Genomic DNA, 15201 nt, shown 5'->3' on the forward strand with positions numbered 1-15201 from the left:
CGCCCCTGAGCTGCACATGTCGAGAGTCGGAGGCCGGTAGGACATGAGTGACGGCGATAACGCCACTCCTGGCCCTCCCGACTCCACCGACGGGGACAACCGGTGGCTGACCCGCAGCCAACGGCCCGCACCCGGGTCCGCACCCTGGGAGCGTGCGGACATCCCGCGCAGGCAGCAGCCGTCGGAGGCCGAAGCCGCCGAGGTCGAGTCGACCGGCAACCACACCGACGGTGTGACCGTCGCCGACCTCATCGCCAAGTTGTCCGGCGACAACGCGGTGCCGCCCGAATTGCGGCGTCGGCGCCGCCGCGCGGCCGAACCTCCCGAACCACCGGCGCCGCCCACCGAGATCATCGCGTCGGTGCCCGACGCACCGGCTGGGCCGGACTCACCGGCTGTCCCCGACGAATCGGCTGGACTCTACGAACCGGGACCAGACGAACCGTGGCCGCCCGCGTCCAGCGACGACAACGACTGCGACACCGAAATCTTGCCGGTCGTCCACGCCGATGCGGAACTGCCCGACCTGGCGCTCATTCGCAGGCCCAGCCGGGTGCCCGCGGCACATGCGGCCACCGCGAACAGGCCGGCGAAGCCCCCCAAGGGTCGGCGCCGCACGCTCATCGCCGGCCGCGCGATCGCCGCGCTGATCGCCGTGCTCGCACTCGCGATGACCGGCGGGGCCTGGCAGTGGCAGTCGGCGAAGAACAACATGATGAACCGGATCTCCGCGCTGGACCCCGACTCCCGCGACATCCTCGACCCCAACGCGCAATTCGGTGACGAGAACTTCCTGATCGTCGGCGTCGACAGCCGGCTCGGCGAGAACAGCGACATGGGCGCGGGCACCACCGAAGACGCCGCAGGCGCGCGCTCGGACACCGTGATGCTGGTGAACATTCCGGCAAACCGGGAACGTGTTGTGGCGGTGTCGTTTCCGCGGGACCTCGCGATCGAGCCGATGAAGTGCGAGCCGTGGGATCCCAAGACCGGCGATTACGGTCCGATCACCGACCCCGATTCGCCGATGTACGGCGCCGAGGAGGTTTACACCGAGTACAAGCTGAACTCGGCGTACGCCGTCGGCGGTCCCAAGTGTCTGGTCAAGGTCATCCAGAAGATGTCCGGCCTTTCGATAAACCGTTTCATGGCAGTGGATTTCGCGGGTTTCTCCAAGATGGTGGACGCCCTCGGCGGAGTCGAGGTGTGTAGCACCACGCCGCTCGAGGACTACGAGCTCGGAACGGTGCTCCCCCACGCCGGCCGGCAGATCGTCGACGGGCACACGGCTCTTCAGTACGTACGCGCCCGCCAGGTGACCACCGAGACCAACGGCGACTACGGACGGATAAAGCGCCAGCAGCTGTTCTTGTCGTCGCTGATGCGCTCGATGATCTCCAAAGAGGTGTTCTTCTCGCTGTCCAAGCTCAACAACGTGGTCAACATGTTCATCAACGACAGCTATGTCGACAACATGGGCACCAAGGACCTCGTCACGCTCGGCCAGTCGATCCAGGGCATCGCCGCGGGCCGGATCACGTTCCTGACCGTCCCGACGACGGGTTACATGGACGAGTACGGCAACGAGCACCTGCGCGAGGAAGACACCCGGGCCATCTTCGACGCGATCATCAACGACGATCCGCTGCCTGAGGAGAAGAACGCCGACAACACCCCGGTGCCCGGGACACCCGAGTCGTCGACCAACGCCCAGCCCGAGTCGGCCGCGCCGACCCATGACGCTGCTCCATCGGGTGAGCTCGTGGACGCGATCACCACCGATCCGGCCGACATCACGGTCCAGGTATCGAACTCCACCGGGGAGAACGGTCTCGCCGCGACCGCGGCCAGCGAACTGCAGACCCACGGTTTCAACGTCACCTCCCCCGACGACTACCCGGGTCCGCTGGATTCGACGACGGTGTTCTTCTCACCGGGCAACGAAGAGGCGGCGGCGACGGTGGCGTCCTCCTTCGCCAACGCCAAGGTGGAGCGAACGACGGGGATGGGTGACACCGTGCGCGTGGTGTTGGGCAGCGACTTCCACACCGTCGCCCCGCCCTCACCGAGCGGATCCCCGGTCCAGGTACACGTCGTGCGTGGATCCAGGAGCACTCCGACACAGCTCCCGGAGGATCTCGCGGTCACGAACGCAGCCGACACCAGCTGCGAGTAATCCCGCGGGTCACAGCGTTTCAGCAGGTGGGTTCACCTTTCGTTCACCGTTCGCTTCATCCCGTTTCGGTGGCGATGCCCGTAGGGTGGAGGCATGCGTACCGCGTATCACGAGCAGTTGGAGGCTCTGACCACCCAGCTCGGAGAGATGTGCGGGCTGGCGGGCGCGGCGATGGAGCGCGCCACCCAGGCCCTGCTGCAAGCCGATCTCGTGCTGGCCGAACAGGTCATCACCGACCACGAACAGATCGCCGCGATGAGCGCACGGGCCGAGGAGTCGGCGTTCGTGCTGCTCGCGCTGCAGGCGCCGGTGGCGGGCGACCTTCGGGCCATCGTCGGCTCGATCCAGATCGTCGCCGACGTGGACCGTATGGGTGCGCTCGCGCTGCACGTCGCCAAGATCGCCCGTCGCCGTCACCCCCAGCATGCGCTGCCCGAAGAGGTGAACGGATACTTCGCCGAAATGGGCCGTCTCGCTGTGGAACTGGGCAACAGCGCCCAGGAGGTCCTGGTGACCCGCGACCCCGAGAAGGCCGCCCGCATCGGAGAAGAAGACGACGCGATGGACGACCTGCACCGCCACTTGTTCACGGTGTTGATGGATCGGGAGTGGAAGCACGGCGTGGCGGCCGCGGTGGACGTGACCCTGCTCGGTCGCTTTTACGAGCGGTTCGCCGACCACGCCGTCGAGGTCGCCCGGCGGGTGATCTTCCAGGTCACCGGTAAACACCCCACCGAAGTGGACATGCCCGCGTCGCGTTGACGCGGCTGTCCCGGGGGTCTCAGCCGAAGCGCCCGGAGATGTAGTCCTCGGTCGCCTTCTGCGTCGGGTTCGAGAAGATCTTCTCGGTGTCGTCGATCTCGATCAGCCGGCCGGGCTTACCTGTGGCCTCGAGATTGAAGAATGCGGTCTGATCGCTCACCCGTGCCGCCTGTTGCATGTTGTGCGTGACGATGACGATCGTGAAGTCCTGCTTGAGGGTGGCGATCAAATCCTCGATCGCCAGGGTGGAGATGGGATCTAGGGCCGAGCAGGGCTCATCCATCAGGAGCACGTCGGGTTGCACGGCGATCGCCCGGGCGATGCACAGCCGCTGCTGCTGGCCACCGGACAGTCCGCCACCGGGCTTGTCCAGCCGGTCCTTGACCTCAGTCCACAGGTTGGCCCCGCGCAGAGACCGTTCGGCCACCTCGTCGAGTGTCTTCTTGTTGCGCACGCCCTGCAACCTGAGGCCGGCGACCACATTGTCGCGAATCGACATGGTGGGGAACGGATTCGGACGTTGGAACACCATGCCGATTGTCTTGCGCACACCGACCGGGTCGACTCCCGCGCCGTAGATGTCCTCACCGTCGAGCAGCACCGAGCCCTCGACGCGCGCACCTGGGATGACCTCGTGCATGCGATTCAGTGTTCGCAGCACAGTTGATTTACCGCAGCCCGACGGGCCGATGAAGGCGGTCACGTTGCGGGGCGGGACCGCCAGCGAGACATCGGCCACGGCGTGAAACGCGCCGTAGAAGATGTTGACGTCCTTGAGATCTAAGCGCTTGGCCATCGAAATCTCCTAAACCTTCTTGGGGGCGAAAATCTTCGCGAGAAATCGCGCCCCGACGTTGAGTAAGGCGATCAGCAGGATCAAGGTCAGGGCGGCGCCCCACAACCGATCCGTGGGAACGGGATTCGCGCCCGCACCCGCCGAGGTTTGGTCGTACATCATGCCGGGCAGCGAGCCCATGAAGCCGTCGAACATGTCGAAGTTCATCGCCTGCGAGTAGCCGACGAGAACCAGCAGCGGTGCGGTCTCACCCATGACGCGCGCCAGCGCCAACATGACTCCCGTGACGATGCCGGATAGTGCGGTCGGTATCACAATGCGAACAATGGTTTTCCACTTCGGCACGCCGAGGGCATAGCTAGCCTCACGCAGGTCCATCGGCACGATGCGCAGCATCTCCTCCGTCGCGCGCACGATGACCGGAATCATCAGCAGCACCAGGGACAGCGACACCGCGAAGCCGGACCGCGGGAAGCCGAACGTCGCCACCCACAGCGCGTAGATGAACAGCGCTGCGACGATCGACGGTACACCGGTGAGGATGTCGACCATGAACGTGGTCACCTTGCCGAATCGCGTTCCGCCGCCGTACTCGACGAGATATATCCCTACGAACACACCGATCGGAATAGAGATGGCTGCACACACCAAACCCTGCAGCAGCGTGCCCACGATCGCGTGGTAGACACCTCCGCCTGGCTGGAATGCCGTCATGCCCGCCTGCGAATTCGTGAACCAGACCGGCGATGTCAACGCGTTGAAACCCTTGACGATCACCGAGTAAAGCACCCAAAGCAACGGAACCAGCGCGACCAGAACGCTCAGTGTGACCAGAATCGTGGCGACGTTGTTGGTCATCTTGCGGCGAAGGCTGACCCCTTGGAAGGTGGTCGCCTTGACCGGCCGGTCCAGCGTCGACGTCACTTTTCACCCTTCCCGGCGACCGCGGCACGCGCCAGCGAGTTCACCACGAACGTCAGCACGAACAGCACCAAGCCAGCGGCGATATAGGCACCCGCCTTGTACTGGTCATTGAATTCGCTTGCGGTGGCCGCGATCAGGCTCGCGAAGGTGTAGCCACCGTCGAACAGCGACCACCCGAACGCCTTCTGTGTTCCGCGCAGGATGATCAGCAGCGCGATGGTCTCGCCCAGCGCACGACCGAGGCCGAGCATCGCCCCGCTGATGTAACCGGACATGCCGAACGGCAGTACGGTCGTGCGCACCACTTCCCAGCGCGTGGCACCGAGCGCCAGTGCCGCCTCGATCTGACCCCGTGGCGTCTGAATGAACACCTCGCGCGTGACCGCGGTGATGATCGGAAGGATCATCACCGCCAACACGATTCCTGCCGTGAAGATCGTCCCGCCGCCTGCCACCGACGCCGTGCCGGTCTTGAAGAGGAACAGCCAGCTGAGGTTCTCGTTCAGCCACAACGCAACCGGTTTCAGCACCGGGGCCAGGACGTAAAGCCCCCACACGCCGTAGATGATCGACGGGACCGCGGCCAAGAGGTCGACCATGTACGCCAGCGGACCCGCGACCCGACGCGGCGCGTACTGGGTCAGAAAGATCGCGATGCCAAGGGCCACAGGCATCGCCAGAACGAGCGCGAACACCGACACGAATACCGTCACCTGCAGCAGATCGAGGATGCCGAAATGCATGGCCGACGTGTCGGTGGTCTTCCAGGTGCCGCCGTAGAGGAAGAAGTTCTCCTCGTTGCGCGCCAACGCCGGGATCGCCCGCCACAGCAGGAACGCCCCGATTGCCGCGATCAGTGCGACGATGAAGGCGCCCGAGCCCTCGGCCAGCCCGCGGAAGATCCGGTCGCCGACACGCTCTTTGGCGTTCCTCGACGGGTTGCTGCTTATCGGGGTCGGCTCGGGAAAGGGTGAAGCGAGCGCTTCACCCGATCCCGCGTCGGACGGATTGGGGATTGTCACCTCGAGCCTATCGGTCATCGGTCCCAGGACCCATCCTCACCGTATCCTCGGCCGCGCGCCACGAAACTAGGCAATCGCTTCGATGGATGTCAGGAGTCGTTGTTTGAAGCGGTCCGGCAGTGGCACATAGCCCGCGGGCGAAAGGTTCTGCTGACCGTCGTTCGCCGAGATCGTCAGGAACGACTTGACCGCCGCAGCGGTTTCGGGGTCGTAGCCCTTCGAGCAGACGATCTCGTACGTGGCGAGCACCAACGGATAGGCGCCGGGCTCTTTCGTCCCGTACAACGAGTTCAAGTCGAGCGTCAGGTCGTTGCCTTCCGCGACGAACGTCGCAACGTCGATCGCCTTCTTGGCAGACTCATCGGTCAACTCGACCGCGCCTGCGCCACTGTCGATTTGGGCGAACGGCACCCCACCCTGTTCGGCGAAGCCCTTCTCTACGTAGCCGATCGCACCGCCGGTCGCCTGCACGGCCTGCACGACGCCTGCTGACTTCTGGGCGCCTTCGCCGGCACCGCCCTGGAACTCGCTGCCATCACCTTTGGTCCAACTCTGGGGGGCGGCGGTGGCGAGGTACTTCTGGAAGTTGTCGGTGGTGCCCGAGGAGTCCGACCGGTAGATCGGCGTGATGTCGCTGTCCGGCAGGTTGGTTCCGCCGTTGAGCGCAGCGATCGCGGGATCGTTCCACTTTGTGATCTGTCCCTGGAAGATCTTCGCGAGAAGGTCGGCGTTGAGAACCAACTTGTCGACGCCTTCGATGTTGTAGGCCAATGCGACCGGCCCGAAGACCAGCGGAAGGTTCCATGCCGGGTTGCCATCGCAGCGCTGCGCGGCCTGCTGGACCTGGTCGCCCGACAGAGCCGAATCCGATCCGGCGAAATCGACCTGACCGGCGATGAACTGCTCGCGTCCCGCCCCCGATCCGGTGGGGTTGTACGACAGATTCTTACCCGCGCAGTGCTGACCCCAGACCTTGTTGAACTCGGCGATCGCATTCTGTTGAGCCGTCGAACCTTCGGCCGTGACGGAGTTCTTGCCGCCGCACTCGGCCGACGGCGCCGCCCCGTCACCGCCCGTGGTCGCGGCGGTACCGGCGTTGTTGTCGCTGCCACACGCGGACAGGGTCAACGCCGCGATCGCGGCCACCGAGAACGTGGTCAGCAGCGGGCTGCAGGTGGTCTTGCCGAGGTTGAGCTTCACGAATCCCACTTTCGAATTGGACGGCTTGAACTCCCTGGCAACGTATGCGGCGCCGGTGGACGAATCGCGGATGACAGGTGAACGGGCGGTGAACACGTTCAGTTAGTTGACCGTGGTTTCCCAGCTAGCGGTCGGAACGCTGCGCATAAGCGGTATCGACGGAGAACACGGTGAAGCCGAGCTTTCGGTAGGTGTTCACCGCCGCCGAGTTATCTGCCTCCACATAAAGCATCACGGCGGGATCCGCACTCGCCGACAGTCGCTCGGCGAGGTGATGCAGACCGGTCAGTGTAAGCACTGCGCCGAGGCCGCGACCCTGGGCCGCCGGATCGACGCCGACGACATAGACCTCGCCGAGGCCGGCGTCATGGATTTTCGTCCAGTGAAATCCGAGCACCTCGTCGGTGCCCTCGTCGACGGCCAGGAACAAACCGTCGGGATCGAACCAGGGTTCGCCACGGCGCTCGTCGATGTCGGCCTCGGACCATCCACCCTGCTCGGGATGCCAGACGAAGGCCGCGTTGTTGACGCGCAGCAGCGCGGCATCGTCTGCCGGGCCGGAGTAGGTGGTGATGCGGACTCCGTCGGGCGCCGGTGTCGGCGGCAGGTCGGTCAGGGGCCGCCGCATCTGCAGGAGTTCGCGCACCACCGTCAGCCCGAGCGAGGCGGCGGTCGCGCGCGCCGCCTCCAGGTTGCCGTGGGCCCACACGCGGGCGTCGTCTCCACCCTCGGCGAGGCCCGCCCGCACCAGCGCCGCGCCGATCCTGCGACGCCGCGAGCGCGGGTGCACGACCGCTTCGGCCATCGCGGAGTCGTCGTCTCCCGCGAGATTCAGATAGCCGACGACGTCCTGGCCGTCGCGGGCCACCAGGTGGCGGGTGCGGTCGTGCGGCAATTCCCGCCGCACCTGCTCACCGACCGGGGCGACGCCGTCCACAGCGGTGGCGGCCTCGATCAGTTCCTTGATGCAACGCTGCTCGTCGCTGGAGAGTTCGGTGCGCCAGTGAAGTTCCGTCACGGGCTTCGCAGCGGGTCGGCCAACGCTTCGGCGATACGATCCGGCGTCTCGAGGTCCACACCGTCGAGGTCGTCGGGGACCGCGGCTTCGGGGGCCGACGCGCGCCCGCGCGCCGGGCGGACCGCCTTGTAGCCGACGTTGCGCACGGTGCCGATCAGCGATTCGTACTCGGGACCGAGCTTGGCGCGCAACCGTCGCACGTGCACATCCACAGTGCGGGTGCCGCCGAAGAAGTCGTAACCCCAGACCTCCTGCAACAGCTGGGCGCGGGTGAAGACCCGGCCGGCGTGCTGGGCCAGGTACTTGAGCAGCTCGAATTCCTTGTAGGTCAGGTCGAGGGGGCGACCGCGAAGGCGGGCGGTGTAGGTGCCCTCGTCGATCACCAGTTCGCCGAGGCTGATCTTGCCAACGTTCTCCTGGTTGGCCACTCCGCCGCGGCGGCCGACGAGCAACCGCAGCCGCGCGTCGATCTCGGCGGGCCCGGTGCTGGGCAGCAGTATCTCGTCGAGACCCCACTCGACGTTGACGGCGACCAGACCGCCTTCGTTGACGACAGCCACCACGGGCACCGAGGTGCCGGTCGTGCCCAGCAGCCTGCACAACCCGCGAGCCGCGGCGAGGTCGGTCCGTGCGTCGACGATCGCGACGTCGGCGCTTCCCGCCTCCAGAAGCGACGAGACCTCGGTCGGAGCGGTCCGCACCGTGTGAGCGAGTAGCGACAGCGACGGCAGCACAGACTCAGGGTGGGGGTCGACTGTCAGTAGCAATAGATCCAACTGGCCCTCCAACAGCCATAGGGACCTCGCCTGGACATCTTTGTCGGTCGGTGACTTCCCAGATTCATGCTCGACATGCGCCCGTTACCGGGGCGATGGCTTTCTAACGATAGCGCGCAACCCGCTTATCAGCTGCGTCGAACGGAACGTTGACTCTGCCGTGGGCCAGAATGTGCGGGTGCGCAAGCTGCTGCTCGGGGTGTTGGCCACAGTGCTGGCGGTGGCCATGTGCGCCGTCGGAGCCGATTTCGGCGCGGCGATCTACGCCGAATACCGGCTGGCCAGAAGCGTGCGCACCGCCGCTGACCTGCAGCACGACCCGTCGGTGGCGATCCTCGGGTTCCCGTTCACCACCCAGGCGGCCGACCGTCATTACGACGAGGTCGAGATCAGGGCCAACGGCGTCGGCAACCGGGTCGTGGGCAAGGCATCGTTGGAGGCGACGCTGCACGACATCGATCTCCCCGGCGATTCGTGGCTCGTCGAACCCGACGCCACGCTGCGGGTCGGCAAGGCCGAGAGCCGCATCATCATCGACTCGACGCATCTGGGGCGGTTCATGGACATCCCGGATCTGCTGGTCGAGGCGCCGACGGGAGAGAGCAACGACGCCACGGGAGGTACCACAGAATCGGGTATCTCCAGTAACAAGGGCGTGGTGTTCACCGGAACACCCAGGAAAGCCGATTTTCACGAGAGGGTGAGCATCGCAGTGGACCTCGAGGTCGCCGGACCGGACCAGACGACGTTGGTGATGACGGCCACCGGCGTGCTGACCGGTCCCGGCACGGCTGATCAGGAGGTGCCCGACGACAAGAAGGACGCCGTTCTGGCCGCGTTCACCGCGAGGCTGCCCGGACAGAAGCTGCCGTTCGGACTGGCGCCCACGGCGCAAGGCGCCCGGGGGTCCGACATCATCATCGAGGGCATCGCCGAGGGAGTATCCGTCGCGCTCACCGAGTTCCATCTGTCATGAGCTCTTCCTGGGTCTTGGCGATCACCGTGCTCATCGCGGCGCTCGGCGTGGCTTTCGTGATCGGGCGGCTGCTCACGCTTCGAGCGGGCTTGCGCGCGGCGAGCGAGGACGCGGCCAACGTCGACACCAGCGAACTCGGCCTGTCGACGACCGGACCGACGGTCGTGCACTTCTCCGCCGAATGGTGCGGGCCGTGCGGCGCGGTGCGCAACGTGGTCGACGAGGTCTGCGCGGAGCTACCGGCGGTCGCCCACATCGAGATCGACATCGACGCCAAGCCGGAGGCAGCGCGGCGTCTTTCGGTGCTCTCGCTTCCCACCACGATCCTGTTCGACAGGGACGGCCGGCCCCGCTACCGGACCCACGGCGTCCCCAAGGCCGCTGACCTGCGCTCGGCTCTGGAACCGCTGTTGGCTTGATCACCGTGTCGATTGGTAAGCTGTCCGGCGTGTCCGCCCGCCTCGAGCCGATGCTCACCAAGCGCCGCGCAGTCGATCTGTGCCGCGTTGCGGGTTCTTGCTGTTGTTGTTGCAGCTGCTGAGTAGCCGCGCCCTTATTCGCGCCGCACTCGGGAGCGACCCATTGTGGTCCTTCCCAGCCCAGCCCAGCCCATGACCGCAACAGGAGCGCAAGAATGCCAACGACAGATATGTCGACAACACGGAGCCGGACGTCTGATCAGGTGGACGTGCGCGGGCCGCGGTTCGCCGCCTGGATCACGACCGTCGTGCTGGTGGCAACCCTGCTTCTGTGGCCGGTGAGCCCGGTGGCCTCGGTGGTCGTGCTGAGCCTGCAGGCGGCGGTGTTCGCCGTCGGGGCATGGCGCGGGCCGCGTTCACATCCCTACGGCCTGATCTTCGCTCGACTCGCGGCTCCGCGGCTTGGAACCGTCAGCGAGAAGGAGCCGGTGGCGCCGCTGAAGTTCGCGCAGTTCGTCGGGCTCGTCTTCGCGGTGGCCGGCGTCGTCGGGTTCGCGACCGGCCTCGGGCTGCTCGGTCTTATCGCCACCGGCCTCGCGCTGGTGGCGGCGTTTCTCAATGCGGCCTTCGGCATCTGCCTGGGCTGCCGGCTCCACCCGCTCTTCGCGCGCGTTCGAAAGAACACAAGCGCACCGTCACCCGCATAGAACTTCAAACCTAAGCAACCGAAAGGATTTCCTCTATGGCACGCTCCGACGTCCTGGTCACGGCTGACTGGGCCGAGAGCAATCTCAACGCACCGAACATCGTGTTCGTCGAGGTCGACGAAGACACCAGCGCCTACGACGACGGCCACATCGAGGGCGCGGTCAAGATCGACTGGAAGACCGACCTCCAAGACCCGGTGCGTCGCGATTTCGTTGACCAGGAACAGTTTTCGAAGCTGCTGAGCGAGCGCGGCATCTCGAACGACGACACCGTGGTCCTGTATGGCGGCAACAACAACTGGTTCGCCGCGTACGCCTACTGGTACTTCAAGCTGTACGGGCACCAGGACGTCAAGCTGCTCGACGGCGGCCGCAAGAAGTGGGAGCTCGACGGACGTCCGCTGTCCACCGAGGTGGTCAAGCGGCCCGCGACCAGCTACACCGCCAAGGCGCCCGACAACAGCATCCGGGCCTTCCGCGACGAGGTGATCGCGGCGATCAACAACAAGAATCTCGTCGACGTGCGCTCCCCCGACGAGTTCTCCGGCAAGATCCTGGCTCCGGCGCACCTGCCCCAGGAGCAGAGCCAGCGACCCGGGCATATCCCCGGCGCCATCAACGTTCCGTGGAGCAAGGCGGCCAACGACGACGGCACCTTCAAGTCCGATGAGGCGCTGGAGAAGCTGTACGCCGAGGCGGGGTTGGACGGTCAGAAGGAGACCATCGCTTACTGCCGCATCGGTGAGCGCTCGTCGCACACCTGGTTTGTGCTGCAGGAACTGCTCGGACACAAGAACGTCAAGAACTACGACGGCAGTTGGACCGAATACGGCTCCCTGGTGGGGGCCCCGATCGAGTTGGGAAATTGATATGTGCTCTGCCCCGAAACAAGGCCTGACGTTGCCCGCCAGCGTCGACTTGGAGAAGGAGACGGTGATCACCGGCCGCGTCGTTGACGGGTCGGGACAGGCCGTCGGCGGCGCGTTCGTGCGCCTTCTGGACAGCTCTGACGAGTTCACCGCCGAGGTGGTCGCGTCGGCCACCGGCGATTTCCGGTTCTTCGCTGCGCCCGGCACGTGGACGCTGCGCGCGCTGTCGAAGGTCGGCAACGGTGACGCCGTCGTCGCGCCCTCCGGCGCGGGCATCCACGAGGTCGACGTCAAGGTCGCCTGACGCGTTTCAGCTCGAAACTGAACTTGTGTGCGATGATCCGCGCGGACTCCGCACACTAGTTCAGTTTCGGCGCACTCGGCCATGCAGAGGCTGGTGCACTCTGCCTCCGGCGGCCGACTAGACTCGTGCCCGTGGTGCTGTTCTTCGAACTCCTGCTCGTAGCCGCGACCCTGGTGATCACCTGGTTCGCGTTGTACGCGGTGTACCGGCTGATCACCGACGAGTCGTGACGTCCGGAGACGACGCAGTAGCGGCCGCCGCAGAACGCGCGAAAACGACCGCCGCGCGCAACATCCCGGCTTTCGCCGATCTTCCCGCACCTGCCGACACCGCCAATCTCCGCGAGGGCGCGAACCTCAATGACGCGCTGCTGGCGCTGCTGCCGCTCGTCGGCGTCTGGCGAGGCGAGGGCGAGGCCCGCGGTGCCGACGGCGACTACCGGTTCGGCCAGCAGATCGTGGCCTCCCATGACGGCAGCGACTACCTGATCTGGGAAGCGCGATCGTGGCGCCTCAGCGAGTCGGGCGACTTCGAGGGGCACACGCTGCGCGAGTCCGGCTTCTGGCGCTTCGTCAACGATCCGGCCGACCCTTCTGAATCCCAGGCCATCGAACTGCTGCTGGCCCATTCCGCGGGCTATATCGAGCTGTTCTACGGCCGCCCCCTGTCCCAGTCGTCGTGGGAACTGGTCACCGATGCGTTGGCGCGCAGCAAGTCCGGGATGCTGGTCGGTGGCGCCAAACGGCTGTACGGGATCGTCGAGGGTGGTGATCTGGCCTACGTCGAGGAGCGTGTCGACGCCGACGGCGGCCTGGTCCCCCACCTGTCGGCCCGGCTGTCGAGGTTCGCAGGCTGATGCGCGCGATCATGGTCGTCGCCGGCCTCGCCGCGGCCGCAGCGCTCGCGGGTTGTGCGTCCGAACCACCGGACGATCAGCAGTCCACCACCTCACCAGCCTCGGCGCAGACCACCACGTCCGATGCCCCGTCCCCGACCACCACCTCCGAGACCCCAGCCGGTCACGGTTCACTGGCGCAGTGTCTGAGCGACCACGGCGTACCCGCAGCGCCAGGACCTGCCGGCCCGCCTCCCGGCGTCGACGGTGAGGCCTGGGACGAGGCCATGCAGGCGTGCGCCACGTTCGCACCCGGGCCCGCCGGCTAAGCCAGTTGCGGGGCCTTGCCCGCCTCGGCCAACCACTCGCCGCGCAACTGCGCCAGCGTGCCGTCGTCGCGTAGCGAGTCCACGACCGAGGAGATGCAGGCGGTCAACCCGCTGCGTTTGGCGAGCACCAGACCGAACTGCTCCGCGGCTTGGTCGCCTGCAGGCAGCTGGCCGACCATCATTCCGTCGCGCAACTCGCCGACGATCGCGAACGCGGTGGGTAAATCGGCGATCAGCGCGTCGATCTCGCCGTCGGAGAGCGCGAGCTTCGCGTCACCGTTGGTGTTGTACACCTCGACCGCATTCCGTTCGCCGACCGCCAGCGCGGCGGTGTGGCTGGTGCTGCCGGCCTGCGCTCCCAGCCGCAGCGACTTGAGGTCGTCGAGGCTTTTCACGCCGGCCGCAGGCGAACCCTTGACGGTGACGACGGCTTGGTTCACGTCGAAGTACGGAGTCGAGAAGTCGACAGCGGCCCTGCGCTGGTCGGTGATGGAGAACTGGGTCAGATTGGCGTCGAACGATTTAGCGCCCGCGGCGATGGCTTCTCCGAACGGCACCCGCACCCACCGCACATCGGTCGCGGCGTAACCGAGCCGGTTCGCGATGGCGTACGCGAGCGCCGACTCGAAGCCTTCCCCGTTGGCCGGGTTGTCCCCCATGTACCACGGCGGGTACACCGGCCGATCGGTACCGAAGGTGAAGATGCCCTTGTACAGGGTCGCCAGCTTGGCTTTATGACAGTCCCGCAGGTCCGGCGAGCTGTAGGGCTCAGCGGTGGACGCACAGGCCGTCACGGCCGCGAGGGCGGTCAGCAGCACGCCGAGCTTCTTGACGATGCGCATGGGCCGCATCATCGCCCGGCGCCCGTAGGAATCGCGAGTCCAGGCGTGCAACGGTTCGCTACCGATTCGGCCATCAGATATGGGGCGGCCCCCGAGCCGTGTGTTCCTGGCGGACAAGACCGAGGGGCTCGGGGGCCGGGTGACTGCGGGGAATTCGCCAGCGCGCGCAGGACGCGAAGAGCCGTGCGCTCATTCCCCTGGCGCTGCTAGCTCGCAGCCACCTCACAAGTCCATAAGTCACTCAAAATTCCGGACCACCTCCTCTCCTGTGTACGAGCGACGCTACCCGCGCGCGCAGGAGGCGACAACCGGATTACGGGCGATTCAGCGTTCAGCGATCGCACACGATCGCGGCGTCGACGAGTTCGGCGAACTCGGCCGCCAGCGGGCTTGGTATCAGCGGCGTCCCGTCCAGGGTGTGCACCCGCGCGGCCAACGTGATGCTCGACACCAGCCAAACACCCTGTGCGGTATGCAGATCCGCTGGTCGCAGCGAGCGGTAGTCGCAGTCGTAGCCCTTGTCGCGGGCGACGTCGAACAGCGCCTGCTGCGTGGTGCCGCGCAGGATCGGGAACCACGGCGGTGGTGTGAAGAACGCGATATCGCCCGCACCGGGCTCGGACTCCGCGGCGATCACGACCGTCGAGCGCGGGCCCTCGAGGATGAATCCGTCGGTGCCGACAAAGATCACGTCGCCCGCGCCGTTACGTTCGGCATGTCGCAACGCGGCCATGTTCACCGCGTACGACAGCGTCTTGGCACCGGCGAGCAGCCACGGCATCTCGTCCGCGCCGTCGGAGGCGAGTCCACGTGCCAGCGTCAGCGCGGCAAGGCCATTGCGGCGCACCTCGGCCACTCGAGCGGGTAACGACCCGACCGTCGCGAACGCCGTTGGGGGCGAACCGCCTTCCCGTCCCCTGCTGTACACCAACCGCAGCACGCCCTCCTCGCCGGTCCGCGACGTCCATTGGGCCACGGCCGCGGACACCGCGGAGCGCCAGCGCGGCAGGTCGGGGTCGGGCAGGTCGATCATCCGCGCCGACTGGGTGAGCCGGGACAGGTGGGCTTCGAGCAGGCATGGCCGACCATCGCGGATCAACAGTGTCTCGAAGACGCCGTCGCCGCGCACAGCCGCGAGGTCGTCGGCGTGCAGCAGCGGCGCCGCCGGGTCGTGCAATCGCCCGTCGAGGGTCACCACCACCCCGGGTTCGCCAACCATGGGCCCACAGCGTAGCCGCGGCCCGTC

General features: G+C 66.4%; 18 protein-coding genes. 10 read left to right on the forward strand and 8 right to left on the reverse strand.

Annotated elements, in window-relative coordinates:
- Positions 1–43: 43 nt before the first annotated feature.
- On the forward strand, positions 44–2176 hold the full coding sequence (locus AAHH99_RS00555; protein ID WP_418766950.1) for an LCP family protein: 2133 nt from the start codon (positions 44–46) through the stop codon (positions 2174–2176).
- A gap of 93 nt (positions 2177–2269) precedes the next feature.
- Positions 2270–2938, forward strand: a complete 669-nt coding sequence (phoU, locus tag AAHH99_RS00560) for a phosphate signaling complex protein PhoU (protein ID WP_066844254.1) — start codon at positions 2270–2272, stop codon at positions 2936–2938.
- Positions 2939–2957: 19 nt separating this feature from the next.
- Here phoU and pstB read toward each other — a convergent pair whose 3' ends face one another.
- The 6 genes from pstB to AAHH99_RS00590 all read right to left on the reverse strand — a co-directional run bounded on the left by pstB (position 2958) and on the right by AAHH99_RS00590 (position 8674).
- On the reverse strand, positions 2958–3734 hold the full coding sequence (pstB, locus tag AAHH99_RS00565; RefSeq protein WP_418766951.1) for a phosphate ABC transporter ATP-binding protein PstB: 777 nt from the start codon (positions 3732–3734) through the stop codon (positions 2958–2960).
- A gap of 9 nt (positions 3735–3743) precedes the next feature.
- Positions 3744–4658 carry a phosphate ABC transporter permease PstA gene (gene pstA / locus AAHH99_RS00570; RefSeq protein ID WP_418766952.1) on the reverse strand — a complete coding sequence of 305 codons (915 nt, stop codon included), beginning with the start codon at positions 4656–4658 and terminating at the stop codon, positions 3744–3746.
- Positions 4655–5698: a phosphate ABC transporter permease subunit PstC gene (gene pstC, locus AAHH99_RS00575; RefSeq protein ID WP_418766953.1), complete on the reverse strand. Its 1044-nt coding sequence runs from the start codon at positions 5696–5698 to the stop codon at positions 4655–4657. The genes pstA and pstC overlap by 4 nt, the downstream gene beginning before the upstream one ends.
- A 48-nt stretch (positions 5699–5746) precedes the next feature.
- Complete coding sequence (pstS, locus tag AAHH99_RS00580; protein WP_418766954.1) at positions 5747–6880, reverse strand: phosphate ABC transporter substrate-binding protein PstS; 1134 nt, start codon at positions 6878–6880, stop codon at positions 5747–5749.
- 124 nt (positions 6881–7004) lie between these two features.
- Entirely contained in the window at positions 7005–7898 is an 894-nt protein-coding gene (mshD, locus tag AAHH99_RS00585) for a mycothiol synthase (protein WP_418766955.1), read from the reverse strand.
- Positions 7895–8674, reverse strand: a complete 780-nt coding sequence (locus AAHH99_RS00590) for a winged helix-turn-helix transcriptional regulator (protein ID WP_418766956.1) — start codon at positions 8672–8674, stop codon at positions 7895–7897. Before AAHH99_RS00590 ends, mshD begins: the two co-directional genes overlap by 4 nt.
- A gap of 178 nt (positions 8675–8852) precedes the next feature.
- Here AAHH99_RS00590 and lmeA point away from each other — a divergent pair, with 178 nt between their 5' ends.
- From lmeA to AAHH99_RS00630, 8 genes are all read left to right on the forward strand, one after another.
- On the forward strand, positions 8853–9650 hold the full coding sequence (gene lmeA / locus AAHH99_RS00595; protein ID WP_418766957.1) for a mannan chain length control protein LmeA: 798 nt from the start codon (positions 8853–8855) through the stop codon (positions 9648–9650).
- Entirely contained in the window at positions 9647–10069 is a 423-nt protein-coding gene (locus AAHH99_RS00600) for a thioredoxin family protein (RefSeq protein ID WP_418766958.1), read from the forward strand. The genes lmeA and AAHH99_RS00600 overlap by 4 nt, the downstream gene beginning before the upstream one ends.
- A 29-nt stretch (positions 10070–10098) precedes the next feature.
- The gene (locus AAHH99_RS00605; RefSeq protein ID WP_353612127.1) at positions 10099–10191 is read left to right on the forward strand and encodes an Ms5788A family Cys-rich leader peptide; all 93 of its coding nucleotides are present in this window, start codon (positions 10099–10101) and stop codon (positions 10189–10191) included.
- A gap of 108 nt (positions 10192–10299) precedes the next feature.
- Entirely contained in the window at positions 10300–10776 is a 477-nt protein-coding gene (locus AAHH99_RS00610; protein ID WP_418766959.1) for a DUF4395 domain-containing protein, read from the forward strand.
- A gap of 35 nt (positions 10777–10811) precedes the next feature.
- Positions 10812–11645: a sulfurtransferase gene (locus AAHH99_RS00615; protein ID WP_418766960.1), complete on the forward strand. Its 834-nt coding sequence runs from the start codon at positions 10812–10814 to the stop codon at positions 11643–11645.
- Position 11646: 1 nt separating this feature from the next.
- Positions 11647–11949, forward strand: a complete 303-nt coding sequence (locus tag AAHH99_RS00620) for a DUF1416 domain-containing protein (RefSeq protein ID WP_059098314.1) — start codon at positions 11647–11649, stop codon at positions 11947–11949.
- A gap of 226 nt (positions 11950–12175) precedes the next feature.
- Positions 12176–12805: an FABP family protein gene (locus AAHH99_RS00625; RefSeq protein ID WP_418766961.1), complete on the forward strand. Its 630-nt coding sequence runs from the start codon at positions 12176–12178 to the stop codon at positions 12803–12805.
- On the forward strand, positions 12805–13113 hold the full coding sequence (locus AAHH99_RS00630; protein WP_418766962.1) for a hypothetical protein: 309 nt from the start codon (positions 12805–12807) through the stop codon (positions 13111–13113). The genes AAHH99_RS00625 and AAHH99_RS00630 overlap by 1 nt, the downstream gene beginning before the upstream one ends.
- On the opposite strand, the gene AAHH99_RS00635 is transcribed toward AAHH99_RS00630, so the two are convergent.
- Together AAHH99_RS00635 and AAHH99_RS00640 are read right to left on the reverse strand one after the other, a co-directional pair.
- Positions 13110–13955: an ABC transporter substrate-binding protein gene (locus tag AAHH99_RS00635; protein WP_418766963.1), complete on the reverse strand. Its 846-nt coding sequence runs from the start codon at positions 13953–13955 to the stop codon at positions 13110–13112. The genes AAHH99_RS00630 and AAHH99_RS00635 overlap by 4 nt on opposite strands.
- Before the next feature lie 331 nt (positions 13956–14286).
- Positions 14287–15174, reverse strand: coding sequence for an aminodeoxychorismate lyase (locus AAHH99_RS00640; RefSeq protein WP_418766964.1), 888 nt, complete (start codon positions 15172–15174; stop codon positions 14287–14289).
- Positions 15175–15201 lie beyond the last annotated feature (27 nt).

This window comes from Mycobacterium neumannii (genome assembly GCF_048452905.1).
GTDB lineage: Bacteria > Actinomycetota > Actinomycetes > Mycobacteriales > Mycobacteriaceae > Mycobacterium > Mycobacterium neumannii_B.

Excerpts from the sequence above, each read along its gene's own strand:
- AAHH99_RS00555 (WP_418766950.1), top strand. The coding sequence starts at position 44 with ATGAGTGACGGCGATAACGCCACTCCTGGCCCTCCCGACTCCACCGAC.
- phoU (WP_066844254.1), top strand. The coding sequence starts at position 2,270 with ATGCGTACCGCGTATCACGAGCAGTTGGAGGCTCTGACCACCCAGCTC.
- pstB (WP_418766951.1), bottom strand. The coding sequence starts at position 3,734 with ATGGCCAAGCGCTTAGATCTCAAGGACGTCAACATCTTCTACGGCGCG.
- pstC (WP_418766953.1), bottom strand. The coding sequence starts at position 5,698 with ATGACCGATAGGCTCGAGGTGACAATCCCCAATCCGTCCGACGCGGGA.
- AAHH99_RS00600 (WP_418766958.1), top strand. The coding sequence starts at position 9,647 with ATGAGCTCTTCCTGGGTCTTGGCGATCACCGTGCTCATCGCGGCGCTC.
- AAHH99_RS00610 (WP_418766959.1), top strand. The coding sequence starts at position 10,300 with ATGTCGACAACACGGAGCCGGACGTCTGATCAGGTGGACGTGCGCGGG.
- AAHH99_RS00615 (WP_418766960.1), top strand. The coding sequence starts at position 10,812 with ATGGCACGCTCCGACGTCCTGGTCACGGCTGACTGGGCCGAGAGCAAT.
- AAHH99_RS00620 (WP_059098314.1), top strand. The coding sequence starts at position 11,647 with ATGTGCTCTGCCCCGAAACAAGGCCTGACGTTGCCCGCCAGCGTCGAC.
- AAHH99_RS00630 (WP_418766962.1), top strand. The coding sequence starts at position 12,805 with ATGCGCGCGATCATGGTCGTCGCCGGCCTCGCCGCGGCCGCAGCGCTC.
- AAHH99_RS00635 (WP_418766963.1), bottom strand. The coding sequence starts at position 13,955 with ATGCGCATCGTCAAGAAGCTCGGCGTGCTGCTGACCGCCCTCGCGGCC.
- AAHH99_RS00640 (WP_418766964.1), bottom strand. The coding sequence starts at position 15,174 with ATGGTTGGCGAACCCGGGGTGGTGGTGACCCTCGACGGGCGATTGCAC.